A 26,700-nucleotide genomic window follows, 5' to 3' on the forward strand; every position below is an offset into this window, starting at 1 on the left:
AGACTGGTGTCACCATGGATATGTTGTTTGACCCGTACGCAGACGGTCCGTTCAAAGCCGGCAGCAGGACCGCACTGAAGGCTGCGCCGTCCACGATTTCGCCGACGGAAAGCGGCCTGCCGTCCTCCGGCTATGGCGGCGACGCGGGAGGTTCTTCCGGGCGCGAGCGGCATTCGTTGCCATCCGCCGCAGCGCTGCTGCAAGGGCTGAATCCGCAGCAGGAAGAAGCGGTCAAGCACTCGGGAAGCCCCCTGCTGATCGTGGCGGGGGCCGGTTCCGGCAAGACCCGTGTGTTGAGCAACCGGATCGCCTACTTGATCGCCACTCGGCGTGCACACCACGGCGAAATCCTGGCCATCACCTTTACTAACAAGGCTGCCGCAGAGATGCGGGAACGCATCGAGGCCCTTGTTGGCGGACGGGCCAAGGCCATGTGGATCTCCACGTTCCACTCCTCGTGCGTGCGGATCCTCCGGCGGGAGGCAGTCAACGTCGGCCTGAAATCCAACTTCTCCATCTACGATTCCGCTGACTCCCTCCGGTTGATCACCCTGGTAGCCAAGAACCTGGACCTTGACCCCAAGAAGTTTGCGCCCAAGGCAATCCAGCACAAGATCTCCGCGCTGAAGAACGAGCTCATTGACGATGATTCCTACGCCGCTGCCGCCAATTACAACGACCCGTTCGAGCAGGCTGTGGCCGAGGTGTTCAAGGGATATGCGCAGCGCCTGCGCCAAGCCAACGCAATGGACTTCGACGACCTCATCGCCCAGACCGTCTACATGTTCCGGGCCTTCCCGGCGCTCGCCGAGTCCTACCGCCGCCGCTTCCGGCACGTGCTGGTGGACGAATACCAGGACACCAACCATGCACAGTACGCCCTGGTCCGCGAAATCGTCGGCGAAGGCCCCCACGCCAGCGAGCTCACCGTCGTCGGCGATTCCGACCAATCCATCTACGCGTTCCGTGGTGCAGACATCCGCAACATTGTGGAGTTCGAGAACGACTACCCCGACGCCCGAACCATCAAGCTGGAGCAGAATTACCGGTCCACCCAGAACATCCTGAGCGCGGCGAACTCTGTAATCTCACGCAACCCCAACCGCCCTGAAAAGCGGCTGTGGACGGCCGAGGGCGACGGCGAAAAGATCATCGGCTACGTTGCGGAGAATGAGCACGACGAAGCCCAGTTCATCGCCAAGGAGATCGACCGCCTCCAGGACGAGGACGGGCTGAGGCCCGGGGATGTCGCCATCTTCTATCGCACCAACGCCCAGTCCCGTTCCATTGAAGACGTTCTGGTGCGCGTAGGTCTGCCGTACAAAGTTGTGGGCGGCACACGCTTCTATGAGCGTAAGGAAATCAAGGACGCCCTCGCCTACCTGCGCGTGCTGGTCAACCCCGACGACGACGTCAACCTGCGTCGGGTGCTTAACGAACCCAAGCGGGGCATCGGCGACCGTGCGGAAGGGGCCGTGGCGGCCTTCGCCGAGCGGGAACGCACCTCCTTTATCACCGCCGCCCGGCGTGCCGCCGAGGCTCCAGGGATGGCAAGCCGCTCAGTCAACGCTGTGCTGGGCTTCGTGAAACTCCTGGACGACCTCGCCGAAGTCGCCTCGGGTTCCGGTGCTGCCGCAGCTCTCGAGGCCGTTCTTGAACAGACCGGCTACCTTGCGGGGCTGCGGTCCAGCAACGATCCCCAGGACGAATCGCGAGTGGAAAACCTTGCCGAGCTCGTCGCTGTTGTGCGTGAGTACGAGCGCGACAACCCCGAAGGTTCACTTGAGGAGTTCCTGGAGCAGGTGTCCCTCGTGGCTGATGCCGACCAGATCCCCGACGCCCCTGCAGGCACGGAGGAGGAAGCCGCAGCGGCGGTGGCCGAGGCCAGGCGCATGGGCGTCGTCACTCTGATGACGCTCCACACCGCCAAGGGCCTCGAGTTCCCGGTGGTGTTCCTGACGGGCATGGAGCACGGAATCTTCCCGCACCAGCGCTCCGCCACCGATCCCAAGGAACTGGCTGAAGAACGCCGCCTGGCGTATGTGGGGCTGACCCGGGCCCGGAAGCGCCTGTATGTGACGCGCTCGGAAGTGCGCAGCATGTGGGGCCAGAGCCAGTACTACCCGGCCAGCCAGTTCATCCAAGAGATCCCGTCCGACCTCGTGGAATGGAAGCGCGAAGGTACTGCCCGCCAATCCGCCGGTTGGAGTAGCGGTGGGCCCATCGGGTCCGAACGCTATAGCGGGTCGTTCTGGGGTGCGGGCACCTCCCGCGGTCCGGCCGCCAGCGCCACCGCAGGGTTCGACGCCGATGTACCGGCATCAGTGGCCCGCAATCGGGTGCAGCCGCAAAAGGAAGTCATCTCCTTGGTGGTGGGGGACAAAGTCAACCACACCAGCTTCGGAAACGGAACCGTCGTCGGCGTCGAGGGCGCCGGGGACAAGACCGTCGCCAAGGTGAAGTTCGACATCGGGGAGAAGCGCCTCCTGTTGCGGTACGCGCCGCTGACCAAGCTGGAATCCTGAAACTTGGAGGCACCATACGTCGCGAGGGCTCCCCGGGTGCAAAACGATCCACGGGCATAATGGGAGCCATGCGACGGACTGTATTGGGGATCACGGCTGCCCTGCTCCTGCCTGTGGTGACCGCCTGCTCGGTTGCCACCAAGGACCCGGAGTATGTTCCGCCCGCGCCGTTGGCGCCCCTTGAGCAGCTCACGCAGATTCCGGTTTCGCAGCCTTCCGGCCTCACGATGAACGACGAGTACGTAGCGTTTGTGACGCCGGACCGAAACATTGTGTGTGCCATGACCACAGCCCGCGGGGATCACCTCAACCTTCCCTACGAGCCCAACTCCTATGGCGATCCCGTCAACAACAAACTCGCTACAGTCCCCGTGGTGCACTGCGAGCTGGCGCATTATCCCAAACCGGCCTCGGACGACGTGAAGGATGACTGCGCGGGAACAGGCCTGGGATACCTCGGCGGTACGATCCTGCTCACCCCCGAGAAGGCCACCTATGGCGGGTGCAGGTCGGGCGTGACCGAGATGGAGGCGGAGTTCGGCCCCAACGGCAGCCGCAAGGGGCCGATCGCCGAGGTTCCGGTGCTCGAAGACGGACAAAACATCGAGCGCAACGGGCTTCGCTGCTCCGCCTATAACGGAGGGGTTGCCTGCGGAAATGTGTCGGCCGGGGTTGCCTTCTTCGTAGGCCGTGATGCGTACCAGATCGTGTCCCCACCAGCGCCGACAAACAGTCCGAGTCCCTCAAAATCCGCATAATACAAGGGCATTTCTACGTCTGATAGAACTGTGTGGTTACTCACTTAACAGGTACTGTGGATCAGGCGGGACTGCCCAAAGGGCTAAAGTTCCCTGTGGAACTTACGTAATGTGACCGGCCTCGGCGTCGGCCCTGCAGCGCGTACTCTCCGCAGCTGGCTATCGCGGTCAACGTGGTTTCCGGCTGTTCAGAAACTACTTCGACGTAGAAGGACACTAAACCGTGGACCTGTTTGAATATCAGGCGCGCGATATGTTCGAAGCGCACGGTGTACCCGTGCTCGCCGGCATCGTGGCGCACACCCCTGAAGAAGCAAAGGCTGCTGCCGAGAAGATCGGCGGCGTCACCGTCGTCAAGGCGCAGGTAAAGATCGGTGGGCGCGGCAAGGCCGGCGGTGTCAAGGTTGCCAAGTCCGCCGATGAGGCCCTTGAGCACTCTACGAACATCCTGGGCATGGACATCAAAGGCCACACGGTCAACAAGGTCATGATCGCCCAGGGCGCTGACATTGCTGAGGAATACTACTTCTCCGTCCTGTTGGACCGAGCCAACCGCAACTACCTGGCCATGTGCTCGGTTGAAGGCGGCATGGAAATCGAGCAGCTCGCCGTCGAGCGCCCGGAGGCCCTCGCCAAGGTATCCATCGACCCCGCCGTGGGTATCGACCAGGCCAAGGCCGACGAAATCGTCGCAACCGCCGGCTTCGCTGAGGAACTGCGCGGCAAGGTAGCCGACGTCATCCTGAAGCTCTGGGATGTTTTCAAGAAGGAAGACGCCACCCTGGTGGAGGTCAACCCGCTCGTCAAGACCGGCTCAGGCGACATCGTTGCCCTGGACGGCAAGGTCTCCCTCGACGAGAACGCCGACTTCCGCCACCCGCACCACGCCGAGCTGGAGGACAAGGAGTCCGCCAACCCGCTCGAGTCCAAGGCCAAGGAACTGGACCTCAACTACGTCAAGCTTGACGGCGAAGTCGGCGTGATCGGCAATGGCGCCGGTCTGGTCATGTCCACCCTGGACGTTGTGGCCTACGCAGGCGAAAACCACGGCAACGTGAAGCCGGCAAACTTCCTGGACATCGGCGGCGGAGCCTCGGCTGAGGTCATGGCCAACGGCCTGTCCATCATCCTGGGCGACGAGCAGGTCAAGAGCGTGTTCGTCAACGTCTTCGGTGGCATCACCGCGTGTGACGCCGTCGCCAAGGGCATCGTGGGCGCCCTCGCCGAACTCGGCAAGGAAGCGAACAAGCCGCTGGTCGTGCGCCTGGACGGCAACAACGTCGAAGAAGGCCGCCGCATCCTCACCGAAGCCAACCACCCGCTGGTGACCCTGGCTGCCACCATGGACGAGGGCGCCGACAAGGCCGCCGAGCTCGCCCACGCCGCTAAGTAAAGGGACACGAGAATGTCTATCTACCTCAACAAGGACTCCAAGGTCATCGTCCAGGGCATCACCGGCGGCGAAGGCACCAAGCACACCAAGCTGATGCTGGCTGCCGGAACCAACATCGTCGGCGGCGTCAACGCCCGCAAGGCTGGCTCCGTCGTCGTGCATGGTGGCAAGGACATCATCGTCTACGGCACCGTCAAGGAAGCCATGGCCGAGACCGGCGCCGACGTTTCGATCGTCTTCGTTCCCCCGGCCTTCACCAAGGACGCCGTAGTGGAAGCCATCGAAGCAGGCATCGGCCTCGTCGTGGTCATCACAGAAGGCGTGCCCGTGCAGGACTCGGCCGAATTCTGGGCCCTCGCGCAGTCCAAGCTGGACGCCGACGGCAACCAGGTCACGCGCATCATCGGCCCGAACTGCCCCGGCATCATCACCCCGGGCGAGTCCCTTGTGGGCATCACCCCGGCCACCATCACAGGCAAGGGCCCCATCGGCCTCGTCTCCAAGTCCGGGACCCTGACCTACCAGATGATGTACGAACTGCGGGACCTCGGTTTCTCCACCGCTATCGGCATCGGTGGCGACCCCGTCATCGGCACCACCCACATCGACGCGCTGGCCGCTTTCGAAGCTGACCCCGAGACCAAGGCGATCGTCATGATCGGCGAAATCGGTGGCGACGCCGAAGAACGTGCCGCGGACTTCATCAAGGCCAACGTCACCAAGCCGGTCGTCGGCTACGTGGCAGGCTTCACCGCTCCCGAGGGCAAGACCATGGGCCATGCAGGCGCCATCGTCTCAGGCTCAGCCGGTACCGCCCAGGCCAAGAAGGAAGCCCTCGAAGCAGCAGGCGTGAAGGTCGGCAAGACGCCGTCCGAGACCGCCGCACTGCTGCGCGAGGTTTACGCAGCCCTCTAGGCGAACAGTCCCCTTAGCCGGGGGCCTGTAGCTGGAACTAACGACGGCGTCCGTCACCTTCCCTGCGAAGGTGACGGACGCCGTCGGCGTTTAAGGCAGTTGCTAGCCCCTCCACGAGGGATCGGTGGTCCGGCGAACCACGAGCGTGGGTCCAAGATTGGTGATGGAAGGCTCCCTGTCGGGATCGGACAATCGCTGCAACATGGTGGCGGCGGCGGTCCTTCCGAGTTCTCGCGAATGCTGGTCGATGGAGGTCAGCCCCACTAGCGTGGATGCCGCCACGTCGCCCGGGACGCCCAGTCCGTGGCCCATGAGTGCCTCCAGGACGCCGATGGCGGTGAGGTCGTTGTCCGCGAAACCGCCGTGGGAACCTCCTGCCCGGAGGAGAGGAACTCCTCCATCGCCTTCCTGCCGCCCATTTCCGTCATGCGGGCAACATCCTCCATGGTTACGGAACGGGCGGTGCGGGGCTGCTGGCTCACAATAAACCACTATGCCATCTGGGCCTTCATTGTCAGGTTTGGCTGGATCCTCCTGTTGCATGCTCGGAGTACTTTGTTATTATGTCAGGACAAACTATTGAAGGAGTGGGACGTGCCCCTCGTCAGAATCGACGTCAACCAAGGCCGTAGCGCCGAGGAACTTGCCACTCTGAGCAAGGTGATCCATGACGCAATCCTTGCGGAATACGGAATCCCGGAGCGGGACTACTTCCATATCCTCACTGAGCACCCGCAGGGGCAGATCTTCGCCCAAGATGCCGGACTGGGCTTCGAGCGCAGTAGTGGCGTTGTCATGATCCAGATCTTCACCCAGGGAGGGCGGAGCCAGGAGGCCAAGCAATCGCTCTTTGCGGCCATAGCCGAACGCCTGATCGGAATCGGCGTTGCCGGCGAAGACGTCTTCGTCGGCTATGTCGAAAACGCTCCCGGCGACTGGTCCTTCGGGTTTGGTCGGGCTCAATACGTCACTGGTGAGCTGGCAGTCCCGGCCAAATAGGCCAGCGCTGAAGAGCGTCTTCTTGACCCATTGTGTATGTTGTAAATATGTCAGTACAAACTTTTGACAGGACATAAATTCTGGTGCAAAGTAGTGGTTGTGGTCCCGCTCACGTGTAGGGCGGACAGCTACGAAGCCCTTCTGTCCTGCCGGATTGACTTCAAAAGAAAGGTCCACGATTACTGTGACCCACGAACTGCTCACGATCGGGCGAATCAGCGTTGATATCTACCCGAACGATATTGGAGTGGACCTGGAGGACGTAGCTTCCTTCGGCAAGTATCTTGGCGGTTCCCCGTCGAACGTCGCCGTGGCGGCGGCCCGTCATGGGCGACGGACGGGCGTCATCAGTCGGACCGGCGATGACCCCTTCGGCAGGTACCTGCACAAGGAGCTGAGGAAATTTGGTGTTGACGACACCTTCGTCTCTCCGGTGCAGGGGCTCCAGACACCAGCTACGTTCTGTGCAATCCAGCCCCCGCATGATTTCCCGCTCTACTTCTACGGCCGTTTTCCCACGGCACCGGACCTGCAGATCAGGGCCGAAGAGCTCGATGTGGAGGCGATCCGGGAGGCCGGCATCTTCTGGTCCACCGTGACGGGCTTGTGCCAGGAGCCCAGCCGGGAGGCGCATATCAAGGCACATGAGTCGCGTCCTCGGGCGGGCCTGAAGCCGGGACAGTACACCATCCTGGACCTCGATTACCGTCCGATGTTCTGGGCCTCGGAAGAGGAGGCCCAGGCTGAGGTTGCCAAAGTCCTGCCGCACGTCACCGTGGCGATCGGCAATGACAAGGAGTGCGCCGTAGCCGTCGGCGAAGGCACTCCCGATGAGCAGGCGGACCGCCTGCTGGCTGCGGGTGTTGAGATCGCCGTCGTGAAGCTTGGTCCCGAGGGTGTGATGGCGAAGACCCGTACCGAGCGCGTTGTCTCGGCTCCCGTTCCGGTGGAAACCTTGAATGGCCTGGGCGCCGGCGACTCCTTCGGCGGTGCCTTCTGCCACGGTCTGTTGTCCGGCTGGCCGCTGGCCCAAGTCCTGGATTATGCCAATGCGGCCGGGGCCATTGTCGCCTCCCGGCTCTCCTGCGCTGATGCGATGCCGACGCCGGAAGAAGTCACCTCGCTGCTGGCCGAACGCGGACGCCTGGTCCCTGACTCGACTATTGCCCCCGCTACCGAAGGAGCCGCGCGATGACCGTCAACGACGACCCTCGCCGTTACGAACACCTGGCCGCGATCCGTTTGGAGGACCCGACGGCAATCGCGCGCGCGGCTGCTGCCCGCCGTCGGCACCCCGGGCCGCGGCACGGGACGCAGAACTTCATTGTCGCTGCCGACCATCCGGCTCGTGGTGCCCTCGCCGTGGGCAACAACCCGGTGGCGATGGCGGACCGGAGGGACCTGCTGGACCGCTTGCAGATCGCCTTGGCGAACCCTGCTGTTGACGGCATCCTGGCATCCCCGGACATCATGGATGACCTGCTGCTGCTGGGCGCGTTGGAGGGCAAGCTGGTGTTCGGGTCGATGAACCGTGGCGGGCTGTCCGGGCTGGTGAACGAGTTCGATGACCGCTTCACCGGCCACACCGCGGCCGCGCTCGAGGAGTTGGGGGCCGACGGCGGGAAGATGCTGACTCGGATCTGCCTGGGCGACCCCGATACCGTGTCCCTGCTGGAAGCCACAGCGAAAGCCATTGACTCCCTGGCCGAGCGCAGGCTCATCGCGATGGTGGAGCCCTTCCTCTCAACATGGGAGAACGGCAGGGTCCGTAACGACCTGTCCCCGGACGCTGTCATTAAGTCGATCGCGATCGCCGAGGGCCTGGGTTCCACGAGCGCCTACACCTGGATGAAGCTGCCGGTGGTGGCGGAGATGGAGCGGGTAATGGCGGCGACCACGTTGCCGACCGTGTTGTTGGGCGGGGACCCGGACGCCGGCCAGGACGAGGTTTTCGCAAGCTGGGAAGCCGCCCTGGCGCTGCCCGGGGTGCAGGGCCTGACCGTGGGTCGGACCCTGCTCTACCCGGCCGACGGCGATGTCGCCGGGGCCGTGGCCGCCGCAGCCTCGCTGCTGCAGAAATCGCCCACCACGGCGTCGAACGAGGTCCGTACCCCTGTGAAAGTATCGGAGTAAGACTCAATGGGAACAGCAACAGGAACAGGTTTCCGCCGGATGACCGTGGCGCAGGCCGTGGTCGAGTACCTGTCCAGGCAGTACACGGTCGATTCCGTTGGGGGCCAGGATTATCGGGAGCGCCTGATCCCGGGGACCTTCGGCATTTTCGGGCACGGCAATGTTGCCGGTGTCGGGCAGGCGTTGAAGCAGTACCAGGCTGCTGATCCGAGGATCATGCCGTACTACCAGGGCCGGAATGAGCAAGCCCAGGTGCACCAGGCTGTGGGGTATGCCCGGCATACCCGGCGGCGTCAGACCTTTGCGATCAGCACCTCGATCGGCCCGGGTTCCTCCAACCTGCTCACGGGGGCTGCCTTGGCCACGACCAACCGTTTGCCGGCGCTGCTGCTGCCCAGTGACACGTTCGCCACTCGGGCGGCGGATCCGGTGCTGCAGCAGCTCGAACAGCCGTATGCGTATGACATCACGGTCAATGACGCGTTCCGGCCACTGTCCAAGTTCTTCGACCGGGTCTCGAGGCCGGAGCAGCTGTTCTCGGCCTTCCACCACGGCCTGCGCGTGCTCACCGACCCGGCCGAGACCGGTGCTGTGACGATCTCCCTGCCGCAGGACGTTCAGGCCGAAGCGCTGGATGTTCCGGAGGAGTTCCTGGCCGAGCGTGAGTGGCGGATCCGCCGCCCGGAGGCCGAGGACGATGACATCCGCCGCGCAGCCGAGGCGATCCGTGCTGCGAAGCGACCGCTGATTGTTGCCGGCGGTGGCGTGCTGTACGCCTACGCGAACGAGGAACTCGCGAAGTTCGTGGAACTGACGGGTATCCCGGTGGGGAACACGCAGGCCGGCGTAGGGGTCCTGCCGTGGGACCACAAATACTCGGTTGGTGCGATTGGTTCGACGGGGACGACGGCGGCGAACGCCCTGGCCGCGGAGGCTGACCTGGTCATCGGGATCGGCACCCGGTACGAGGACTTCACCACCGCCTCGCGGACGGCGTTCCAGAACCCGGACGTGCGCTTCATCAACATCAACGTCGCACCGATCGACGCGTACAAGCACGGCACATCCCTGCCGATCGTGGCCGATGCCCGCAAGGCTTTGGTGAAGCTGAACCAGGTCCTGGGCGGCTACCGCGTCGGCGCTGACCTCGAACAGCGGATTGCCGCGGAGAAGCAGCGCTGGGACGGGATCGTGGATGAGGCGTTCGACACCCGGCATACCCCATTGCCGGCGCAGAACGAGATCATCGGCGCCACCAACCGCGCCATGGACGCCCAGGATGTGGTGATCTGTGCTGCGGGTTCCTTGCCCGGGGACCTGCACAAGATGTGGCGGGTCAGTGACCCGTTCGGCTACCACGTGGAGTACGCGTACTCCTGCATGGGCTATGAGATCCCGGGAGGGCTGGGCGTCAAGCGCGCCGCCCTGGCCGAAGCCGCAGCCAGCGGTGAGCAGCGCGACGTCGTGGTCATGGTGGGGGACGGGTCCTACCTGATGATGCACACGGAACTGGTCACCGCCGTCGCCGAACGGATCAAGCTGATCGTGGTCCTGATCCAGAACCACGGCTACGCCTCCATCGGCTCACTCTCCGAGTCGCTGGGTTCGCAGCGCTTCGGCACCCAATACCGCGTCCTGGACAAGGAACAACACTCCTTCGACGACGGTGAGCGGCTGCCGATCGACCTGGCCACCAATGCCGAGTCCCTGGGCGCGAAAGTCATCCGGATCGAACCCGGCGAGAAAGTCATCGCCGAACTCGAACAGGCCATCCGCGACGCCAAGGCCGCCCCGGAAGAGACCGGGCCGATCGTGATCCACGTCGAATCCGATCCGCTGCTGGACGCCCCGAGCTCCGAATCCTGGTGGGACGTGCCCGTCTCGGAAGTCTCCGAACTCGAATCCACCAAGAACGCCTTCAACACCTACATCGACCACAAGTCCCGCCAGCGCAAACTGCTCGGCTGACGCCCTCAATACACAGAGCGAGGAACTTTTCTGATGACACCGTCAACGACGACCACCACAACCATCAACCATTTCATCAACGGCGCCGAGACCCCCGGTGAAGGCGACCGCACCCAGCCGGTCTACAACCCGGCCACAGGGCAGGTCACCGCGGAGTTGCGGCTGGCGAACCGGGCCGACCTGGACGCCACCGTCTCCGCAGCCAAGGCTGCTTCGGAAAAGTGGGGCGACATCTCCCTGGCCAAGCGCACCGCGGTGCTGTTCAAGTTCCGTGAACTGGTCGCCTCCCACGTCGACGAGCTCGCCGCCCTGGTCACGGCCGAGCATGGCAAGGTGATCTCGGACGCGAAGGGCGAGATTGGCCGCGGCCTGGAAGTGGTTGAGTTTGCCTGCGGTATCCCGCAGCTGTTGAAGGGTGAGTACTCGGACCAGGTCTCCACCGGCATCGATGTGTTCTCCTTCCGTGAGCCCCTCGGCGTGGTCGCCGGGATTACGCCGTTCAATTTCCCGGTGATGGTGCCGTTGTGGATGGCGCCGATGGCGATCGCCACCGGGAACGCGTTCATCCTCAAGCCCTCCGAACGCGACCCCTCCGCCTCGCTGCTGCTCGCCAGGCTCTGGAAGCAGGCTGGCCTGCCGGACGGGGTGTTCCAGGTCCTGCACGGGGACAAGGAAACCGTTGGCGGCCTGCTGACCCACCCGGACGTGGACGGCATCTCCTTCGTCGGCTCCACCCCGATCGCCCAGTACGTGCACGAAACCGCCACGAAGCACGGCAAAAGGGTCCAGGCCCTGGGCGGGGCGAAGAACCATGCGATCATTCTGCCGGATGCGGACCTGGACAACGCCGCCGACCACCTCGCCGCCGCCGCGTTCGGCTCCGCCGGGGAACGCTGCATGGCCATCTCGGTGGCGGTCGCCGTCGGGGACGCCGCTGACCTGCTGGTCAAGAAAGTCGAAGATCGTGCCCTGGCCGTGAAGGTCAAGAACGGCACCGAACCCGACGCCGAAATGGGCCCGGTGATCACGCCGGCTTCGAAGGAACGCATCGTCAGGATCGTCACCGAAGCCGAAGCCGCCGGGGCAGCGATGGTGGTGGACGGCCGCGATCTCGTGGTCCCCGGCCACGAGGAAGGCTTCTGGGTCGGGCCCACCGTGATCGACCACGTCAAGACCGGAATGAGTGCCTATACCGAGGAGATCTTCGGCCCCGTCCTCGTCGTCGTCCGCGTGAACGACCTCGAGGAGGGCATCAAGCTGATCAACGCCAACCCCTACGGCAACGGCACCGCCATCTTCACCTCCTCCGGCGCCGCCGCCCGGAAGTTCCAGCGCGCGGTCACCGTGGGCATGGTCGGCATCAATGTCCCCCTCCCTGTGCCGGTGGCGTACCACTCCTTCGGCGGCTGGAAGGCCTCGCTGTTCGGCGACAAGCACATCTACGGCCCGGAAGGCGTCTCGTTCTACACCCGCGGCAAAGTCGTCACGTCCCGCTGGCCCGAAGCCACCCACGCGTCCGGTGCCTCCTACAACTTCCCCTCGCACGCCGACGACCACGCCGTCCGCCACGACGGCATCGCCGAAGGCCTCCCCGACCACCTGGCCGGGGGAGAGGACGCCGTTCCCGGCCGCGCCGACGACGGCACCGAAGGTCGGACCCACCGGGACTAAGCCCCGGGTTTACTGGCCCAAACATTGCCCGGTGCAAGTCGACAAAAGAAAGACAATGCTGTCATGACTGAAGTAGAAAACAAGCTCATCATCGGAACCGCTCCGGACTCGTGGGGCGTGTGGTTCGCGGATGACCCCAAGCAGACTCCGTGGGAACGTTTCCTGGATGAGGTGGCGGAATCCGGCTACAAGTGGATCGAGCTCGGCCCCTACGGCTACCTGCCCACCGAGCCGGCGCGGCTGGCCGAAGAGCTCAAGCAGCGGGATCTCAAGGTCACCGCAGGCACGGTCTTCACCGCGTTCCACCGCGGCGCGGAGCAGTACGACGAAGCGTGGGAGCCTGCCCGTAAGGTAGCAGAGCTGACTGCCGCTATGGGCGGCGAGCACATTGTGGTCATCCCCGCCATGTGGCGCGACGACGTCACGGGCGAGGCGGTGGAGAGCGGCCAGCTCAACGACCGCCAGTGGGCGGACTTGTTCGCCGGCCACAACCGGATGGGCAAGGTCCTGCTCGAGGACTTCGGCCTCAAGCAGCAGTTCCACTCCCATGCGGACTCCCACGTCGGCGCCCAGGAGGACATCGAAACCCTCCTAGCTGCCACCGACCCCAAGTACCTGAACCTTTGCCTGGACACCGGGCACGCGGAATACTGCGGGGCTTCCAGCCTGGAACTCATCAAGAACCACCCGGACCGTATTGGCTACCTGCACCTGAAGCAGATCAACCCGGAGATCCTGAAGAAGGTCAACGAAGAAAACATGACGTGGGCCGCTGCCAACCTGGCCGGCGTCATGACCGAGCCGCCGAACGGGCTGCCGGACCTGCGCGCCGTCATCGAAGCGGTGGAAGGCCTGAACCGTCCAATCTTCGGCATCGTGGAGCAGGACATGTACCCGATTGCGTTCGACGTCCCCATGCCGATCGCCAAGCGGACCCGCAACTACCTGCTCTCCTGCGGCTCCCGCACCACAGTGGGCTAACGGCCGCCACCGAAACAACTGCTTACGCCAACCACCGTAACTAAGGAAGAACAATGACTGATAACCTCCGCGTCGCCGTCGTCGGCGCAGGACGCATGGGTGCGGACCACATCAAGCGCCTCAACACTCGCATCCACGGCGCCGAGGTTGCGGCCGTCGTCGATGTTGACCTCGCCCGAGCACAGGCTGCCATTGAAGGCATTGACGGCGCCGTGGCACTGGCCAGTGCTGAGGAAGCCCTCAACAATGGTGACGTCAACGCAGTACTGATCGCCACGCCGGGCTTCCTGCACGAGGAGATCCTTTACAAAGCGCTCGAAAAGGACTTTCCGATCCTCTGCGAAAAGCCTCTGACCCCCGATGCCGAGAGCGCCTGGCGAGTGGTGGAGGCAGAGACGGCCCTCGGGCACAAGCGGATCCAGGTGGGCTTCATGCGCCGTTTCGACGCCGAATACGCGGCCCTGGGGTCCATCATCCGCGACGCCGAACTGGGTGAACTGCTCATGCTGCACCATCAGCACCGCAATCCGACCACTCCCGAAGGCTTCACCAACGAGATGCTCATCAACGACTCCGTGGTTCACGAATTCGACGCGATCCGCTTCTTCACAGGCGAGGAAATCACCTCGGTGCAGGTCCGGCTTGGCAAGCCCACCCGCAACGCCCCGAAGGGACAGCATGACCCTCAGCATGTCCTCCTGGAAACCGAGTCCGGTGTGCTGGCCGACGTCGAAATCTACGTCAACGCCAAGTTTGGCTACGAGGTAGCAACCCAGGCGTCCTTCGAGGACGGGATCGTGAACATCGGCGGCGACGGCGGACCGTACGTGCGTACCGCCGGACGCTGGGGCGGGCGTGTGACGCCCGGCTTTGAGGAGCGCTTCGGCGCAGCTTACGACGTCGAGGTCCAGGCCTGGGTGGACGCCGCCCGCCATGGTGAAATAGGCGGGCCCACCGCTTGGGACGGCTACGCCACCGCCGCGTGCTGCGAGGCCGGCGTCGAAGCCCAGAAGTCGGGCGAAAAGGTGAAAGTCCAGCTGAACGCCAAGCCGGACCTCTACAACTAAACAGGCGACGCCGAACAGCGGCACAGAGCGCGGTGCCTGGGGATGGCCGGCCGGGGATGCCGGCCGGCTATCGCCTTGTGCCCCTCCAAAAACTTATGCCCTCCAAAACCTGAGCCGACCACAAAGGAGTGACCATGAAAATTGCACTGGACCCCACGCCCTTCCATCACAGCCACAGCCTGCTGGAATTTCCGCTCGTGGCAGCCGACCTCGGCTACAAGTACCTGCAGATGACGCCGCATGCGGACTTCATCCCCTTCTTCAACCACCCCAAGGCCGACGACGAGCTCGTGCGGCAGCTGAACAAGGCGTGTAAGGACGCTGGCGTGGAAATCGCTTCGGTGCTTCCGGTGCTGCGGTGGTCCGGACCTGACGAGGACGCCCGCGAGGCCGCCGTCCGCTACTGGAAGCGCGCTATCCAGATCACCGTGGACCTCGGCGTAAAGACCATGAACACCGAGTTCAGCGGCCGCCCTGAAAAGGCCGAGGAATCGGAGCGTGCTTTCTACCGTTCCATGGAGGAGCTGCTCCCCATCATCGAGCGTGAAGGCCTGGATGTGCTGATTGACCCGCATCCGGACGACTTCGTCGAGGATGGGCTGGCCGCGCTCCGCGTCCTCCGCGGCGTCAACTCCCCGAACATCGGCATGGTCTACGTCGCCTCGCACACCTTCCACATGGGCAACAAGCCACTGGAGATTATGCGCGCCGCAGGCGACAAGCTGCGCCTGGTCCACGTCTCGGACACCATGGACCACCACGCTTCGCACGGCCTGCGCTACATCACCAACCCGCCAGGCAACGCCGTCCGCGTGCACCAGCACCTGAAGATTGGCGACGGTGACGTGAACTGGGATGAGTTCTTCGGCGGGCTGAAGGAAATCGGCTTCCTTGACCGTGAAAACACTGTCATGGTCTCCAGCGTCTTTGCGGAAAACGAGAACGCACAGGAAGTGTCCCGCTTCCAGCTGGAGACCATAGGTGAGTATGTCCGTAAGGCAGGCGAATGACGACGTATTTCCGTTCTAAACAGAGAGCCCCCCTGGATCATAAACGCGCCCTCCGTCGGGTAACAATCATCTCCACCTTCGGCGGTCTGCTCTTCGGGTACGACACCGGGGTTATCAACGGCGCGCTGCCCTATATGCAGACGGACCTCGGCCTGACGCCATTGACGGAAGGCATCGTCACGTCGTCGCTCCTCTTCGGGGCAGCCTTCGGTGCCCTCACCGGAGGACGGCTCGCCGACCGGCACGGCCGGCGGAAGATGATACTGGTCCTCGCTTTCGTCTTCCTCCTGGGCACACTCGGCTGCACCCTTGCACCTACCACCGAAATCATGGTTGTCGCACGGCTGATCCTGGGGCTCGCCGTGGGAGGCGCCTCGGTCATGGTGCCGGTTTACCTGGCGGAGATGTCGCCATCGCGCCTGCGAGGCCGGATCGTCACCCAAAACGAGCTCATGATCGTTTCCGGGCAGCTCATGGCGTTTGTGTTCAACGCCGTCATCGGCAACACCTGGGGCGAGAGTGCCGGCGTCTGGCGCTGGATGCTTGTCCTGGCCACCCTCCCGGCGATCTTCCTCTGGTTCGGCATGCTGATGATGCCTGAGAGTCCCCGCTGGCTCGCTTCCATGGGCAGCTTCGGTGAGACCCTGACCGTGCTTCAGAAAGTACGTTCGGCGGAGGAAGCGCGCACGGAGTTCGACGAGGTGAAGGCATTGGCCGTGGAGGACTACAAGTCCAAAATGGGGTCGCTCAAGGACCTCGGCGAGCCATGGCTGCGTCATATCTTCTTTGTCGGGCTCGGCCTGGCCGTCATCCAGCAGATCACGGGCGTCAACTCGATCATGTACTACGGCACTCAAATCCTGACCCAGGCGGGCTTCGGCACGGAAGGCGCCTTGGTGGCAAACATCGCCAACGGCGTCATCTCCGTGCTGGCAACCTTCGTGGGGATCTGGCTGCTGGGCAAAGTGGGGCGCCGTCCCATGCTGATCACGGGGCAGATCGGCACGACGTCGGCGCTGCTGCTGATCGGGGTCGCCTCCCTGGTGTTGCCGGAGGGCATGGTCCGCGGCTTTGTGATCCTGTCGCTCACCGTGACGTTCCTTGCCTTCCAGCAAGGTGCGATTTCGCCGGTGACCTGGCTCATGCTCTCTGAGATCTTCCCGCTCAAGATGCGCGGTATTGGCATGGGTATTTCAGCGTTCGTCTTGTGGATAGTCAACTTCCTGATCGGCTTCGGATTCCCGCAGTTGCTTTCTGCCATTGGCATCTCGAACACCTTCTTCGTTTTTGTGTTGCTGGGGATTGCGGCAATCACGTTCGCTGCCAAGTTCGTTCCTGAGACCCGCGGCAAGTCCTTGGAAGACCTGGAGCACTACTTCAAGGCTCGGGCCGGCTTGCAGGCGGCTGTTGTCCGGGCTTAGGTCCCGGGAACCAGGAACCAGTCAAAAGCACTGGAGACGACGGAGAAGTTTCGTTGTTTCCAGTGCTTTTTTGTTTGCTTATGTTCTTTGTAAGTTAAAACATCCTGATGTCAGGACAAACTATTGACATTGGTGAGCTGAATCACCATGATCGTTCTAGAAGCTCCTGTGGCCGCAAGGTGGCGGCCCAGAGCCAGAGATCAAAGGAGATTCACCGTGACGAAATTTTCCTGGCGGAAGGCCGCTGTTATGGCAGCTGTTATTCCCCTGATGGCCCTTTCCGCCTGCTCCAGCACCGGCGGAAGGCAGCCGGAAGCCGGAAGCGGCGGAGGCGGACAGGTAGCCAGCACACCTCGAATGAAGGTGGCGCTTATCACGCACGCTGCACCGGGCGATACCTTCTGGGACATCCTTCGCAAGGGTGCCGAGGAGGCTGCAGCCAAGGACAACGTTGAACTGCTTTATACCTCGGATCCTGAAGGCGGACGCCAGGCCCAGCTCATCCAGCAGGCCGTTGACCAGAAGGTGGACGGAATCGCCGTCACCCTGGCCAAGCCGGACGCCCTCAGGGATGCTTTGAAGAAGGCCACAGATGCCGGAATTCCCATTGTCAGCCTGAACTCCGGTGCCGACGTCTGGAGGGGTATCGGCGCCTTCACCCACTTCGGGTCTGATGAAAACCTCGCGGGAGCCGCTGTCGGTGAAAAGCTCAACAGCCTCGGTGTCAAGCGCCCGATTTGCGTGATCATGGAACAGGGCAACGTGGCGTTGGATTCACGTTGCGCAGGTGTCAAGTCGAAGATCCCCACCACTGAGAACCTGTTCGTCCAGGGCACAGACATGACCCAGGTGTCCTCCACTGTGACGGCGAAGCTGCAGGCAACCCCCGAGGCTGACGCCATCATCGGACTTGGTGCGCCCTTCACGCTGACCATCAACAAGGCCGTTGAGTCGCTGAACCTTCAGGACAAGGTCAAGGTGGCCTCTTTCGACATGAATGGCGAACTCGCACAGGCCATCATTGATGGCAAAGTCGCCTTCACGGTTGACCAGCAGCCGTGGCTGCAGGGCTACGGTTCCGTCGACGCCCTGTGGCAGGCGAAGCGCGCCGGTATCCACGTTGGCGGCGGCCTCCCGGTGCTGACCGGTCCTTCCATCATCGACAAGTCCGCTGCCCCGGACGTGCTCAAGTTCGCCCAGGAAGGCGTCCGCTAAGGACACCCTTCCAGCCGGATCCGTGGCCCGTCAACGGCCAGGGATCCGGCCCTAGGTAGGAGAATCACCATGACCCAAACAGCCGTCCAACCTACAGCCCGGGACGAACGCGTAACCCGGAAAAGCCCACTCCAGAAACTGCTCGGCCGGCCGGAAGTCGGCGCTCTTGTCGGCGCGATCGTCCTCTTCGTCTTCTTTGCCTCGGTGTCCCAGACGTTCATCCAGCCGAACGCCTTCGCTACCGTCCTGTATGGCAGCTCCACGATCGGCATCATGGCGGTGGGTGTCTCACTGCTGATGATTGGCGGCGAGTTCGACCTTTCCACCGGCGTTGCAGTCATCAGCTCGGCCCTGACAGCCTCCATGTTCAGCTGGTATTTTTCGATGAATGTCTGGGTCGGCGTGCTCCTGGCCCTGGTCGTGTCACTGGCCATTGGCTTTATCAACGGTTGGATCCTGATGAAGACCAAGCTGCCCAGCTTCATCGTCACCTTGGCGACCTTCCTGATGCTGACCGGGCTGAACCTGGGCCTGACCCGGCTGATCGGTGGTGGCGTGTCGTCCCCCTCCATCTCGAGCATGGACGGTTACCAGTCGGCCCGGGCGGTGTTCTCCTCCTCGGTGAAAATTGGTGGGGTGGACGTGAACAACACGGTGTTCATCTGGATCGCGATGGTCGCCGTAGCCTCCTGGGTGCTGCTTCGCACGAGGGTCGGGAACTGGATCTTCGCAGTTGGCGGCGACGCAAATGCAGCCCGCGCCGTCGGTGTCCCGGTCAAGGCGACCAAGATCGGCCTTTTCATGGCCGTTGGGTTCTGCGCCTGGGTCCTGGGCATGCACAACCTATTTGCCTTCGACGCAGTCCAGTCCGGCGAAGGGGTGGGCAACGAGTTCCTCTACATCATCGCCGCAGTGATCGGTGGCTGCCTGCTCACTGGCGGTTACGGCTCGGCCGTGGGTGGGGCGATCGGTGCCTTTATCTTTGGCATGGCCAATAAGGGCATCGTCTACGCACAGTGGAACCCGGACTGGTTCAAGTTCTTCCTGGGCCTGATGCTGCTTCTGGCCACCATCGTCAACCTGATCGTCAAGCGCCGCGCCGAGCTCAAGTAGAGGGGCTGAACACCCATGAATGCCAAGCAGATTGACCAGCAGACCCTGCTGAAGGATGAAAAAGACCCGCTGACCCATACCCCGGTGCACCTGCTGTCCCTGGAAGCAGTGGGCAAACACTACGGCAACATCGTCGCCCTCCGGGACGTCACCATGGCCGTGGACAACGGTCGCGTGACCTGCGTCCTGGGGGACAACGGTGCTGGCAAATCAACCCTGATCAAGATCGTCGCCGGGCTGCACCAACATGACGAAGGCGTCTTCAAGATCATGGGGGAGGAGCGGAAGCTAAGCAGCCCCCGCGAAGCCCTCGACGCCGGCATCGCGGCCGTGTACCAGGACCTCGCCGTCGTGTCCCTGATGCCGATCTGGCGCAACTTCTTCCTCGGCTCCGAGCTCACCACCGGTGTGGGCCCATTCCGCCGCATGGATGTCCAGAAAATGAAGGACATCACCAAGAAGGAACTGGCCGACATGGGCATCGACCTGCGCGATGTCGAGCAGCCCATCGGCCAACTCTCGGGCGGTGAACGCCAGTGCGTGGCGATCGCCCGCGCTGTGTACTTCGGCGCGAAGGTCCTGATCCTTGACGAACCGACGGCCGCGCTGGGTGTCAAGCAGTCCGGCGTCGTTCTCCGCTACATCCTGCAGGCCCGCGACCGCGGGCTGGGGGTCATCTTCATCACCCACAATCCGCACCACGCCTTCCCCGTCGGTGACCGCTTCCTGCTCCTCAAACGCGGCCGTTCCATCGGCTACTACGAGAAAAAGGACATCACCCTCGACGAGCTGACCGCCCAAATGGCCGGCGGTGCGGAGTTGGCGGAACTGGCCCATGAGCTCGAACAGCTCGGCGGACACTCCGACATAGTGAAGGAAGTCCAGAACGAAGTAGCTGATGTCGCCCAGACCGGGGGCGAGTCCCGACACTAGCTTTGACAAGCGGAAGCAAGGGGACCGGTCGTTGAGGCCCGTCCCCCTGCTTTCTTTAACCCCGATTTCCCTTGAGAGGAACACACCTTTGGCTTACATCACTCAACCGGCGGGAAACCGTCCGTCACCTGTCCGGATCGGCCTCATTGGCTCAGGCTGGATGGGGGCATTCCATGCGGAGAGTATTGCCCGCCGCATCCCGGGCGCCGAACTTGCTGCGATCGCCGATCCCAACGTAGAGTCCGCCGAGGCGTTGGCAGCCACGCTGGGAACTCTGAAGGTCACCGCAGACGCCACTGACATCCTGGCGGATCCCGAGATCGACGCCGTCGTCATTGCCAGCCCGGCCCGCTTCCACTCCTCGTTGATTGCGGATGCAGCACGCGCGGGAAAGCACGTCTTCTGTGAGAAGCCCGCCGGACAAAGCCTCCAAGAACTCGACACCGCCTTTGCTGCGGTAGATTCCGCCGGGGTGCACTTCCAGATTGGCTTCAACCGTCGGTACGCGGAGGACTTCCAGGCTGCCAAGAAAGACCTGGCGGCGGGCATCGCCGGAGAGCCCCAACTGCTGCGCTCCCTGACCCGCGACCCCGGAACCGGAAGCATCGGCCATGCCGCACGGATCCCCGCCTGGACCATCTTCCTGGAGACGCTGATCCACGACTTCGACACCCTGAACTGGTTCAATGAAGGCGCGGAGCCTGTGGAAGTCCACGCCGTTGCCGACGCCCTCGTAGAGCCCGACCTCCGGGACCAGGGCTTCCTGGACACTGCAGTAGTGACCATCAAGTACTCCAACCGTGCCATCGCCGTCGCCGAGGCGAACTTCAGCGCACTCTACGGCTATGACGTGCGAGGAGAAGTGTTCGGCTCGAAGGGAATGGTCCAGGCCGGACGGAGCACCGAGACAGAGGCCCGCCGCTACACCGCCGAGGGCCTTTCCGCCGATACGCCAAGGCTGAACGTGGAGTTGTTCCGTCAGGCCTACACCGACGAACTCATCGATTTCGCCTCGGTGGTGCGCGCGAGGCGGGATGGGACGCAACAGGATCGTTTAGCATCGTCTCTCTTTTAGCCTCACTCCGGGCGCCACAGATGCGCGGAGGGCCTTGGCCATGGCACTTGCCTGCATCGAATCGGTACAACAGGGTGCTCCCGTGCGCGTGGCGTCCCTCGGCGTGGCTCCTTCCGGCCCCGCCCAGGCGGCCGTCTGATGCGGCTTGCCGTATGCGCGGAAATGGTCTTCACCGACCTTCCGTTTACTGAGCGCGTGCGCCGCATTCATGAGGCGGGGTTCGACGTCGAGCTGTGGGATTCGCGGAACAAGGACATCCCGGCGTTGAAGGCCACGGGTGCCGTCTTCTCCTCGATGACCGGCTACACCTCGGGCAGCCTGGTGGATACGGACACGGCGGACGACGTTGTACGGACGGCTGAAGCCCTCATTCCAACAGCCCTCGAGCTCGGGGTCAGCCGCATGGTAGTGCACCCGGCAGAGCTGGTCGACGGCGCGGCGGCCCGGCCGGTCTACCGCTCCACCGGGCGAATGTGGGCCACCGGTGCGAGGACCTTGGAGCGGTTGGGGGTGCTCGGCGAGAAGCACGGGGTGACCTTTTGCCTTGAGAACCTGAACACCATCCTTGACCACCCCGGCATCCCGCTGGCAAGGGCGAAGGACACCCTGGCCCTCGTGGAAGCCGCGGGGCATCCGAACGCCAAGCTGATGCTGGACCTTTACCACGCCCAGATGGGCGAGGGGAACCTCATCGAGCTGGTCCGAACGGCGCTTCCCTATATAGGGGAAATCCAAGTGGCGGACGTACCTGGCCGCTGCGAACCGGGAACGGGCGAGATCAACTACGCTGCCGTGGCGAAGGCACTCGCGGACGCCGGGTATGAGGGGACAGTGGGTATGGAAGCCTGGGCGAGCGCGGACAGCAACGCCGCGCTTGAAGCTTTCCGGCAGGCGTTTACCGTATTTGCGGAGGAGAAACGATGAAGCAAATATCACTGGGACTGGTGGGCGTCGGGCGTATCGGCGTCATGCACGCCAACAACATTGCGGCGCTCAATGATGCCCTCAACCCCGAGGGCATCAACGTCGGGCTTCGGCTGACGGACGTCGCTGAGGACCATGCCCGGCGGGTCGCGGAAGGGCTGGACGCGGAGTTTGTGCCTTCCGTTGATGAACTCCTGGCTTCGAACATCGACGGTCTAGTTATTGCCACGGGAACTGCCACCCACCCCGAGCTAATCAAGGCCGGGGTGGATGCCGGCATCCCGGTCTTTTGCGAAAAGCCCGTGGCGATGAATGTGGCGGACGCGCTGCCTGTGCTCGACTACATCAATGAGCGGCACGGGGTCGTCCAAATCGGCCATCAGCGTCGCTTCGACGCCGGGTACGTGGAGGCGAAGCGCGCGTACCAGGCGGGTGAGCTGGGCTGGATCCACTCGCTTCGGGCCGTCACGTGCGACATGGCGCCCCCGCCGGTGGAGTTCCTGGCCAGTTCCGGCGGGCTCTTCCGGGACTGCTCCGTCCATGACTTTGACATTCTCCGCTGGCTCACGGGCAGGGAAATCGTCGAGGTGTATGCCAAGGGTTCCAACAACGGCGATCCGGCTATCGGCGAGGTCGGCGACGTCGATACCGCCCTCGCGCTGGTAACTTTCGACGACGGGACGGTAGGGACCGTGTCGGCCACCCGTTACAACGGGGCCGGGCACGACGTCCGGCTGGAAATCCAAGGCTCCCGGCGCTCACTGATGGTGGGCCTGGACGAGAAGACCGCCCTGTCCTCCGCCGAGGCAGGCATCTCCTTCCCCGGCGGAGATCCCCACAGGACCTTTGCCGAACGTTTCGACCACGCCTACCGCTCCGAGATGGCAGCCTTCGTCGAGTTGATTCTCGGGCAGCGGGAGAATCCCTGCACTCCGGAGGACGCCGTCGCGGCATCCCGGGTTGCCGACGCAGCGCAGGAATCCCTGGCCACCGGCATGCCCGTCCGCGTTGCGAGGGAAGTGGCTGCCTGAATCGCGCAAAGGACACGGATACGGCCTGCGGATACCCGGATACTGGGTTCCGCAGGCCGTATTCGTGTCCTGAGGCAGGTAGCGCGTCGGCAGCTAGGCGCCGAACGGGAGCCGGGGATCGATGTCCTGCTGCTCCCAGGTCCCACGGATCCAGCCGTGGTGGGGGTCATCGCTGATGAGCCAGTCCCGGACGCGACCGGGCCCGGCCATGACGTTGAGGTAGTAGAGGTCGTACCCAGGTGCTGCCATTGCAGGTCCATGCCAGCCATAGGGGACAAGCACCACGTCACCGGTCCGGACTTCCGCTGCAACATCGATTGGCCGTTCATCCGAGGCATAAACCCGGGCATAGCCGACGGCGTCCGCCTCCCCGGGAGCCGGGCTCTCCAGCGCCACGCGTGTTTCGAAGTAGTAGATCTCCTCGAGGGCTGTTTCGCCATCCTTTTCCTCGTCGTGCTTATGCGGCGGGTAGGAGGACCAGTTGCCGGCCGGGGTGATGACCTCGCACACGATGAAACGGTCAGCCTCGAGGGCCGCCGGAGTGCCGAAGTTGTGGACCTGGCGGGAGCAGTTCCCCGCACCACGCAGTTCCACCGGGGTTTCCGCAGCGGTCACGAGCCGGGTGGGATAGGACGCGTTCGCCGGCGCCGTGGCGACGGCGACCCTGCCGCCGTCGGACGAGGTGATGGTCATCTCCTTGCTGATTCCCGAGTACAGGACGTCACTTGGGCCGTGGAAGACGGACTGCCGTCCCGCGAGGCGGTATTCGACGCCGTCGACCGTCACGGTGAAGGAGCCGCTCAGCGGCACCACGATGCGCTCTTCTTCCGAAGCGGGAAGCTCGACGGCGGCACCGGCCGCCAGCGTGGCGACCTTGATGCCGGTATGAGCCCAACCGTCCACCACGAGCGCGGAATCCGAGGCGCCGAGTGAAATGTCCCATTTGCCGTCATTGGCTGTGCCCAGCGGGTATACCCAGTTGGCCATAGATTGCTTCCTTGCGTTCAGTTGTATTTCTAGCGTTGGACTGTATGTCTAGCGTTGGACCAGTGTCATTTCAAAGCTGTAGGAGTCGCCCCGGTACACGTGGTGCCCGGTCTCCACCATCCGGCCGGTATCGTCGACGGCGGTACGTTCCATCGTGACGAGGGCCGATCCCATCGCTGTCTCGAGTAGCGGAGCCTGATAGTCATTGGCCACCATTGCCCCAATGCGTTGGGAGGCCAGCCGGAAGTTGACCCCACCCCTGCGCAGGACGGCGTAAAGGCCTTCGGAGCTGAGGGTTTCTGCGTCGATCTTCGTGATGTCGTCCCGAACCCAGTTCTCCATGAGTGCCAACGGCTTTCCGCCGACTTTCCGTAGGCGGGTGAAGTGGTACACCTTGGAACCGGCGGGGAGCTGCAGCGTCGCAAGGGTTGGCTGGTCAGCTTCCTCATGGGAGAAGCTCAGCACTTCCGTGGTGGGCTGCTTGCCGTTGTTGGTGAGGTCGTCGTACAAGCTTGAGAGCTCCAGCGGACGCCGTACCTGGCTGGAGACCACCTGCGTTCCGACGCCACGCTTGCGCACGAGTAGCCCGCTGCGGACCAGCTCGTCCATTGCCTTGCGCATTGTGGGGCGGGACAGGTTGAGCCGTGCGGCCAGGTCGATCTCGTTGTCCAGACGACTTCCCGGTTCCAGGAGCCCGCTGTGGATCGCGGCTTCAATGCCTTGGACCACTTGATGGTAAAGCGGCACGGGGGAGGAGCGGTCAATGTGGAGGCTGAGTTGATTCGCCATTGGCTCTCCCCTTGCTGCCCCGTCCAGGGCACCGTGGCTTTTCGAAACAAGGATTGTCTGCATATGTATGTTTGATAGGACATCCTGTTTTTGTTGATCATATCAGTGTCGCACGCCGCGTCAAGGCATGTGCTTCTGCTGCCTGCATGTTCTGACATTAAGACTAACCCTTGACAGTGAAATTAGAGCGCTCTACAGCGACTGGCATCACTCAGATGTCCCGTCATCCTCAGATGTCCCGTCATCCTCAGCAGAGAGGCTCGCCGATCGCCTCGGCAGGCGGGGACCCTGCTTGTCTGTGCCGTGCTCTTCTTGGCGGGGGCATTGGGTTGTGCCATGGCCCCTACCCGTTCCCTTCATGATCATGGCTCGCGTGGTGCTGGGCCTTGGTGTGGGCGCCGCTTGTGGTGGTCAACCTGGTGTCCCTGACTTTTGTTGCCAAGTTTGTTCCCGAGACAAAGGGCCGGTCCCTGGAGCAACTGGAGGCTCGCTTCCGCGGCGTATCCGAGGTGCAGGACGCGCCGGCAGTTCAGGCCCGCTAGCACCTGCCTGGGCTGGCCGTCCGCTCGCTAGGCTGGATCCATGAGTCCCTCAGGCGCTTTGAACCCCAGCCCACGCACCCTCGATATCCACAGCGTTGAGGAGTTCGACAAGCTGGTCGGCGCCGGTGCCGCGAGCATGCACGGTTGGCATGCCCAGTCCCTGGACCTGCGGGGAAGGTCCAGGGAGCTGGGCGCCTTGGACGCCCAAGGCGCCATTTTCCTGGGCTGCACCTTTGATGATGGGACGGAGGATTCGCTGCGCAGCCGCGGTGCGCTGATCTTCCCGAGGCTGCACGGCATTCCCTTCAACCCTTACCGGGGAACCCTCTACAGCGCGACGGAGCTCTACCAGAACATCGGCTCCAGCGAATACGAGGCAACACTCGATGCCCGTGTGTACGAGTGGAGCATCCTGCCCCGGCAGCGCGCGAGCCTGGATGCAACCCTTGCAGCCGCATTGCATGACCATGCTATTGGAGACGCCCTGGATGAGCTCCTGGTTGAGGGTGACTTCGCAGATTCGGGGCTGGTGGGCGTTATGGGAGGGCACGCGGCGCAGCGGGGCGGCAATGATTTTGCCGAAGCCGCCCGGCTGGGTCGGCTCCTCGCCGCCTCGGGGCTCAGGGTGGCCACCGGCGGCGGGCCCGGAGCGATGGAGGCCGCCAACCTTGGTGCCTACCTGAGTGGACTGTCCGACGCCGACTTCGCCGTTGAGCTCGAGGCGCTCGCCGCGGTTCCCGGTTACCGGCCGTCGATCACGGCCTGGGCCCGAACAGCTGCGGACGTGGTACGCCGCCACCCGGAGGGGACGGGGTCGCTAGGCATCCCTACCTGGTTCTATGGACACGAACCGCCCAACCTCTTCGCCACGCATATCGCCAAGTATTTTGCCAACGCCCAACGCGAGGCTATCCTCCTGGAACTGTGCAACGGCGGAATCATCTTTTTGCCCGGTTCCGCGGGTACTGTCCAGGAAATCTTCCAGGACGCCTGCGAAAACTACTATGGTGCGCCCGAGACCATCACTCCCATGGTGCTCGTAGGCCGTGAGCATTGGGAACACCGGTATCCCGCCTGGCCGATGCTGCAGAGCCTGGCCAAAGGCAGGCCCATGGGTGGGCGGATCTTCCTGGTGGATTCGGTGGAGGAGGCGCTCGCCGTCGTCTCCGCGCCCCCCAACTAGTCCGAAAATGAGGTGGGCCAGTGTGTGGTGTGGGCAGGGTTGAGTGATCGGTGGGCGGCACCGGGTG

At 63.5% G+C, this 26,700-nt stretch carries 21 protein-coding genes and 2 pseudogenes; 20 read left to right on the top strand and 3 right to left on the bottom strand.

From position 1 onward, the window contains the following. The first annotated feature begins 14 nt into the window (after window positions 1-14). The 4 genes from pcrA (at window position 15) to sucD (ending at window position 5,591) form a co-directional block, all read left to right on the top strand. Window positions 15-2,525: a DNA helicase PcrA gene (gene pcrA / locus J7E82_RS17000; RefSeq protein ID WP_214864757.1), complete on the top strand. Its 2,511-nt coding sequence runs from the start codon at window positions 15-17 to the stop codon at window positions 2,523-2,525. Between the two features lie 59 nt (window positions 2,526-2,584). Continuing rightward, complete coding sequence (locus tag J7E82_RS17005; protein WP_214864760.1) at window positions 2,585-3,283, top strand: hypothetical protein; 699 nt, start codon at window positions 2,585-2,587, stop codon at window positions 3,281-3,283. 223 nt (window positions 3,284-3,506) lie between these two features. Then, the gene (gene sucC / locus J7E82_RS17010; protein ID WP_214864762.1) at window positions 3,507-4,676 is read left to right on the top strand and encodes an ADP-forming succinate--CoA ligase subunit beta; all 1,170 of its coding nucleotides are present in this window, start codon (window positions 3,507-3,509) and stop codon (window positions 4,674-4,676) included. A 12-nt stretch (window positions 4,677-4,688) separates the two neighbouring features. Continuing rightward, a complete protein-coding gene (gene sucD, locus J7E82_RS17015) occupies window positions 4,689-5,591 on the top strand; it encodes a succinate--CoA ligase subunit alpha (RefSeq protein ID WP_214864764.1) in 903 nt (300 codons plus the stop codon). 102 nt (window positions 5,592-5,693) lie between these two features. Here the strand turns inward: sucD and J7E82_RS17020 are convergent, their stop codons facing one another. Further along, window positions 5,694-6,134, bottom strand: a complete 441-nt coding sequence (locus J7E82_RS17020) for a substrate-binding domain-containing protein (RefSeq protein WP_214864766.1) — start codon at window positions 6,132-6,134, stop codon at window positions 5,694-5,696. A 51-nt stretch (window positions 6,135-6,185) separates the two neighbouring features. On the opposite strand from J7E82_RS17020, the gene J7E82_RS17025 reads away from it, so the two are divergent. From J7E82_RS17025 to J7E82_RS17095, 15 genes and pseudogenes are all read left to right on the top strand, one after another. Next, window positions 6,186-6,590, top strand: coding sequence for a tautomerase family protein (locus tag J7E82_RS17025; protein WP_214864768.1), 405 nt, complete (start codon window positions 6,186-6,188; stop codon window positions 6,588-6,590). 184 nt (window positions 6,591-6,774) lie between these two features. Beyond that, window positions 6,775-7,785 carry a 5-dehydro-2-deoxygluconokinase gene (gene iolC, locus J7E82_RS17030; RefSeq protein ID WP_214864770.1) on the top strand — a complete coding sequence of 337 codons (1,011 nt, stop codon included), beginning with the start codon at window positions 6,775-6,777 and terminating at the stop codon, window positions 7,783-7,785. Further along, complete coding sequence (locus J7E82_RS17035; protein ID WP_214864772.1) at window positions 7,782-8,723, top strand: deoxyribose-phosphate aldolase; 942 nt, start codon at window positions 7,782-7,784, stop codon at window positions 8,721-8,723. The genes iolC and J7E82_RS17035 overlap by 4 nt, the downstream gene beginning before the upstream one ends. A gap of 39 nt (window positions 8,724-8,762) precedes the next feature. Then, window positions 8,763-10,691, top strand: a complete 1,929-nt coding sequence (gene iolD / locus J7E82_RS17040) for a 3D-(3,5/4)-trihydroxycyclohexane-1,2-dione acylhydrolase (decyclizing) (RefSeq protein WP_374223634.1) — start codon at window positions 8,763-8,765, stop codon at window positions 10,689-10,691. A gap of 33 nt (window positions 10,692-10,724) precedes the next feature. Further along, window positions 10,725-12,236 (top strand): annotated as a pseudogene (locus J7E82_RS17045) (CoA-acylating methylmalonate-semialdehyde dehydrogenase); the annotation flags it as partial. A 189-nt stretch (window positions 12,237-12,425) separates the two neighbouring features. Next, window positions 12,426-13,343: a sugar phosphate isomerase/epimerase gene (locus J7E82_RS17050; RefSeq protein WP_214864775.1), complete on the top strand. Its 918-nt coding sequence runs from the start codon at window positions 12,426-12,428 to the stop codon at window positions 13,341-13,343. 53 nt (window positions 13,344-13,396) lie between these two features. Continuing rightward, window positions 13,397-14,410, top strand: a complete 1,014-nt coding sequence (locus tag J7E82_RS17055) for a Gfo/Idh/MocA family protein (protein ID WP_214864777.1) — start codon at window positions 13,397-13,399, stop codon at window positions 14,408-14,410. A gap of 134 nt (window positions 14,411-14,544) precedes the next feature. After that, entirely contained in the window at window positions 14,545-15,420 is an 876-nt protein-coding gene (locus J7E82_RS17060; protein WP_214864779.1) for a sugar phosphate isomerase/epimerase family protein, read from the top strand. Then, window positions 15,417-16,841, top strand: coding sequence for a sugar porter family MFS transporter (locus J7E82_RS17065; protein WP_214864781.1), 1,425 nt, complete (start codon window positions 15,417-15,419; stop codon window positions 16,839-16,841). The genes J7E82_RS17060 and J7E82_RS17065 overlap by 4 nt, the downstream gene beginning before the upstream one ends. A gap of 216 nt (window positions 16,842-17,057) precedes the next feature. Continuing rightward, window positions 17,058-18,056, top strand: coding sequence for a substrate-binding domain-containing protein (locus J7E82_RS17070; RefSeq protein WP_214864783.1), 999 nt, complete (start codon window positions 17,058-17,060; stop codon window positions 18,054-18,056). A gap of 69 nt (window positions 18,057-18,125) precedes the next feature. Further along, on the top strand, window positions 18,126-19,169 hold the full coding sequence (locus J7E82_RS17075; protein ID WP_214864785.1) for an ABC transporter permease: 1,044 nt from the start codon (window positions 18,126-18,128) through the stop codon (window positions 19,167-19,169). Window positions 19,170-19,184: 15 nt separating this feature from the next. After that, on the top strand, window positions 19,185-20,102 hold the full coding sequence (locus tag J7E82_RS17080; protein WP_214864787.1) for an ATP-binding cassette domain-containing protein: 918 nt from the start codon (window positions 19,185-19,187) through the stop codon (window positions 20,100-20,102). 88 nt (window positions 20,103-20,190) lie between these two features. Further along, window positions 20,191-21,316, top strand: a pseudogene (locus tag J7E82_RS17085) (Gfo/Idh/MocA family oxidoreductase). Next, a complete protein-coding gene (locus J7E82_RS17090) occupies window positions 21,316-22,101 on the top strand; it encodes a TIM barrel protein (RefSeq protein ID WP_214864788.1) in 786 nt (261 codons plus the stop codon). The pseudogene J7E82_RS17085 and the gene J7E82_RS17090 overlap by 1 nt, the downstream one beginning before the upstream one ends. Further along, window positions 22,098-23,132 carry a Gfo/Idh/MocA family oxidoreductase gene (locus tag J7E82_RS17095; protein WP_214864790.1) on the top strand — a complete coding sequence of 345 codons (1,035 nt, stop codon included), beginning with the start codon at window positions 22,098-22,100 and terminating at the stop codon, window positions 23,130-23,132. Before J7E82_RS17090 ends, J7E82_RS17095 begins: the two co-directional genes overlap by 4 nt. 93 nt (window positions 23,133-23,225) lie before the next feature. On the opposite strand, the gene iolB is transcribed toward J7E82_RS17095, so the two are convergent. Together iolB and J7E82_RS17105 are read right to left on the bottom strand one after the other, a co-directional pair. Next, the gene (gene iolB, locus J7E82_RS17100) at window positions 23,226-24,119 is read right to left on the bottom strand and encodes a 5-deoxy-glucuronate isomerase (protein WP_214864792.1); all 894 of its coding nucleotides are present in this window, start codon (window positions 24,117-24,119) and stop codon (window positions 23,226-23,228) included. A 48-nt stretch (window positions 24,120-24,167) separates the two neighbouring features. After that, window positions 24,168-24,908 (bottom strand): GntR family transcriptional regulator, encoded by a 741-nt coding sequence (locus J7E82_RS17105; protein ID WP_214864794.1) that lies wholly within the window; start codon window positions 24,906-24,908, stop codon window positions 24,168-24,170. A 582-nt stretch (window positions 24,909-25,490) separates the two neighbouring features. Here J7E82_RS17105 and J7E82_RS17110 point away from each other — a divergent pair. Next, window positions 25,491-26,633, top strand: coding sequence for an LOG family protein (locus J7E82_RS17110; protein ID WP_214864796.1), 1,143 nt, complete (start codon window positions 25,491-25,493; stop codon window positions 26,631-26,633). The last annotated feature ends 67 nt before the right edge of the window (window positions 26,634-26,700 follow it).

This window comes from Arthrobacter sp. ISL-30, assembly GCF_018613855.1.
In the GTDB taxonomy this organism is placed as follows: Bacteria; Actinomycetota; Actinomycetes; order Actinomycetales; family Micrococcaceae; genus Arthrobacter.

Excerpts from the sequence above, each read along its gene's own strand:
- pcrA (WP_214864757.1), top strand. The coding sequence starts at position 15 with ATGGATATGTTGTTTGACCCGTACGCAGACGGTCCGTTCAAAGCCGGC.
- J7E82_RS17005 (WP_214864760.1), top strand. The coding sequence starts at position 2,585 with ATGGGAGCCATGCGACGGACTGTATTGGGGATCACGGCTGCCCTGCTC.
- sucD (WP_214864764.1), top strand. The coding sequence starts at position 4,689 with ATGTCTATCTACCTCAACAAGGACTCCAAGGTCATCGTCCAGGGCATC.
- J7E82_RS17020 (WP_214864766.1), bottom strand. The coding sequence starts at position 6,134 with ATGCAACAGGAGGATCCAGCCAAACCTGACAATGAAGGCCCAGATGGC.
- J7E82_RS17035 (WP_214864772.1), top strand. The coding sequence starts at position 7,782 with ATGACCGTCAACGACGACCCTCGCCGTTACGAACACCTGGCCGCGATC.
- iolD (WP_374223634.1), top strand. The coding sequence starts at position 8,763 with ATGACCGTGGCGCAGGCCGTGGTCGAGTACCTGTCCAGGCAGTACACG.
- J7E82_RS17050 (WP_214864775.1), top strand. The coding sequence starts at position 12,426 with ATGACTGAAGTAGAAAACAAGCTCATCATCGGAACCGCTCCGGACTCG.
- J7E82_RS17055 (WP_214864777.1), top strand. The coding sequence starts at position 13,397 with ATGACTGATAACCTCCGCGTCGCCGTCGTCGGCGCAGGACGCATGGGT.
- J7E82_RS17060 (WP_214864779.1), top strand. The coding sequence starts at position 14,545 with ATGAAAATTGCACTGGACCCCACGCCCTTCCATCACAGCCACAGCCTG.
- J7E82_RS17065 (WP_214864781.1), top strand. The coding sequence starts at position 15,417 with ATGACGACGTATTTCCGTTCTAAACAGAGAGCCCCCCTGGATCATAAA.
- J7E82_RS17075 (WP_214864785.1), top strand. The coding sequence starts at position 18,126 with ATGACCCAAACAGCCGTCCAACCTACAGCCCGGGACGAACGCGTAACC.
- J7E82_RS17080 (WP_214864787.1), top strand. The coding sequence starts at position 19,185 with ATGAATGCCAAGCAGATTGACCAGCAGACCCTGCTGAAGGATGAAAAA.
- J7E82_RS17090 (WP_214864788.1), top strand. The coding sequence starts at position 21,316 with ATGCGGCTTGCCGTATGCGCGGAAATGGTCTTCACCGACCTTCCGTTT.
- J7E82_RS17095 (WP_214864790.1), top strand. The coding sequence starts at position 22,098 with ATGAAGCAAATATCACTGGGACTGGTGGGCGTCGGGCGTATCGGCGTC.
- iolB (WP_214864792.1), bottom strand. The coding sequence starts at position 24,119 with ATGGCCAACTGGGTATACCCGCTGGGCACAGCCAATGACGGCAAATGG.
- J7E82_RS17105 (WP_214864794.1), bottom strand. The coding sequence starts at position 24,908 with ATGGCGAATCAACTCAGCCTCCACATTGACCGCTCCTCCCCCGTGCCG.
- J7E82_RS17110 (WP_214864796.1), top strand. The coding sequence starts at position 25,491 with ATGAGTCCCTCAGGCGCTTTGAACCCCAGCCCACGCACCCTCGATATC.